Below are 2,233 nucleotides of genomic sequence, written 5' to 3'. Positions count from 1 at the left end.
CGGCTGCACCACCCAGTCGATCGTGATGCGGTCGAAGTCCGGCACCGTCCGGATGATCGAGGCCTACCACCGGCTGTCGCAACTCAACGAATACTCCGCCGTCGACATCACCGGCGACTCCAGCGCCGCCGATACCCTGCCCTGACCAGCCCTGACCGTCAAGCGAGGACCAAATCCGATGACCGAAACCGAGTACCGCATCGAGCACGACACCATGGGCGAAGTCCGGGTGCCGGCGAAAGCGTTGTGGCAGGCCCAGACTCAGCGCGCGGTGGAGAACTTCCCGATCTCACACCGTGGCCTGGAACGCACCCAGATCCGGGCGTTGGGCCTACTGAAGGGCGCCTGCGCCCAGGTGAACGCCGAGCTGGGGCTGCTCTCGCAGGAGAAGGCCGGCGCGATCATCGCCGCGGCCGCCGAGATCGCCGACGGCCAGCACGACGACCAGTTCCCGATCGACGTCTTCCAGACCGGCTCGGGCACCAGCTCGAACATGAACACCAACGAGGTGATCGCCTCGATCGCGGCGGCCAACGGGGTCACGGTGCACCCCAACGACGACGTGAATATGTCCCAGTCGTCCAACGACACCTTCCCGACCGCCACCCACCTAGCGGCCACCGAGGCCGCGGTGCGCGACCTGATCCCGGCCCTGCAGGTGCTGCACGACGCGCTGGCCGGCAAGGCCGACGAGTGGCGCACCGTGGTCAAATCCGGCCGCACCCACCTGATGGACGCCGTCCCGGTCACCCTGGGCCAGGAGTTCTCCGGCTACGCCCGGCAGATGGCGGCCGGGATAGAAAGAGTGCACGCCTGCCTGCCCCGGCTCGGTGAGCTGGCGATCGGCGGGACCGCGGTGGGCACCGGCCTCAACGCCCCCGACGGCTTCGACGTCAAAGTCGTGGCCGCCCTGGTGGCCAAGACCGGCGTCACCGAGCTGCGCTGTGCGGCCAACCACTTCGAGGCCCAGGCCGCCCGCGACGGACTGGTCGAGGCATCCGGGGCGCTGCGCACCATCGCGGTGTCGCTGACCAAGATCGCCAACGACGTCCGCTGGATGGGATCGGGGCCGCTGACCGGGCTGGGCGAGATCGCCCTGCCGGACCTGCAGCCGGGCAGCTCGATCATGCCCGGCAAGGTGAACCCGGTGCTGGCCGAGGCGGTCACCCAGGTGGCCGCTCAGGTGGTCGGCAACGACGCGGCGATCGCCTGGGGCGGCGCCGGCGGCGCCTTCGAGCTGAACGTCTACATCCCGATGATGGCCCGCAACCTGCTGGAGTCCGTCACCCTGCTGGCAAACGTGTCCCGACTCTTCGCCGACCGGTGCATCGTCGGGCTCACCGCCAACGTCGGGCACCTGCGCCAGCTCGCCGAGTCGTCGCCGTCGATCGTCACCCCGCTGAACTCGGCGATCGGCTACGAGGAAGCCGCCGCGGTGGCCAAGCAGGCGCTCAAGGAGCGCAAGACGATCCGGCAGACGGTGATCGACCGCGGCCTGATCGGTGAGAAGCTCTCCGAGGCCGAACTCGACAAGCGGCTGGACGTGCTGGCGATGGCCAAGGTCGACGATCGAAAATCGTGATCTAGCTCACTTCGACCGCATCGGCCCAGCGCAGCGCGCCGCGCTAGTCGTCGTGGATAGCGGGCTGGGCTATATTGGCACGGTTACGTCGCCCCCCGACGAGTGAGCCCGCCCACGCGAGTCGATCACGTCCCCGCATGCTCGGCGCACGAACGGCACGTGCGACCTCGGGTGCGACCTCCCTGCCGGAGCCGGAAAGGCCCAACCTTGACCACGCCGACCGTCGCCGCAACCGCCCGCCACGAGTCGGCGTAGTCGGGCCCGCATGCACGGAATAATCGTCGACGCCTGGCAGCGCGCGCACTCCGACGACGTCCCCGACGATCTGAGCGAACACATCCGGACGCAGCTGCAGCGTTTCGGCGTGGCCGACGTCATCAACCTGCGCGCCGACGACGACCTCAGCGAACTGCTCGACGAGCGCCCCGCCGAGGGCGACGTGATCGTGATCTGCTCCGGCCGGCAGCTGACGCCGTCGGTGACCCGGCTGCTGACCGTGCGGTCGGTGCGCACCCCGTCGCACTTCGTGGTCTGGAACCTCAGCGACGGCGGGGGGATCGTCGCCGCCCGGCTGGCGTCCGCGGACCTGCTGCAGATGAACTACCACAACACCGGGGAGTTCGAGGACGAGCTGCGCAAGCTGGCCGAGAT

2 protein-coding genes and 1 pseudogene are annotated in these 2,233 nt (G+C 69.1%); all 3 read left to right on the top strand.

All coding sequences use genetic code 11. The annotated features are described in order from the left end of the window. Positions 1-145, top strand: a pseudogene (locus AC2VNT_RS14815) (fructose-bisphosphatase class II); the annotation flags it as partial. Positions 146-178: 33 nt separating this feature from the next. Beyond that, entirely contained in the window at positions 179-1,582 is a 1,404-nt protein-coding gene (locus AC2VNT_RS14810) for a class II fumarate hydratase (protein WP_486947576.1), read from the top strand. A 265-nt stretch (positions 1,583-1,847) separates the two neighbouring features. Continuing rightward, positions 1,848-2,233 (top strand): hypothetical protein (locus AC2VNT_RS14805; protein ID WP_486947575.1); only part of this gene is annotated, 386 nt, incomplete at its 3' end.

This window comes from Mycobacterium sp. TH-M15, assembly GCF_057473705.1.
Note: the sequence above shows the minus strand (reverse complement) of the source record. Positions and strands in the feature narration are given on the sequence as shown.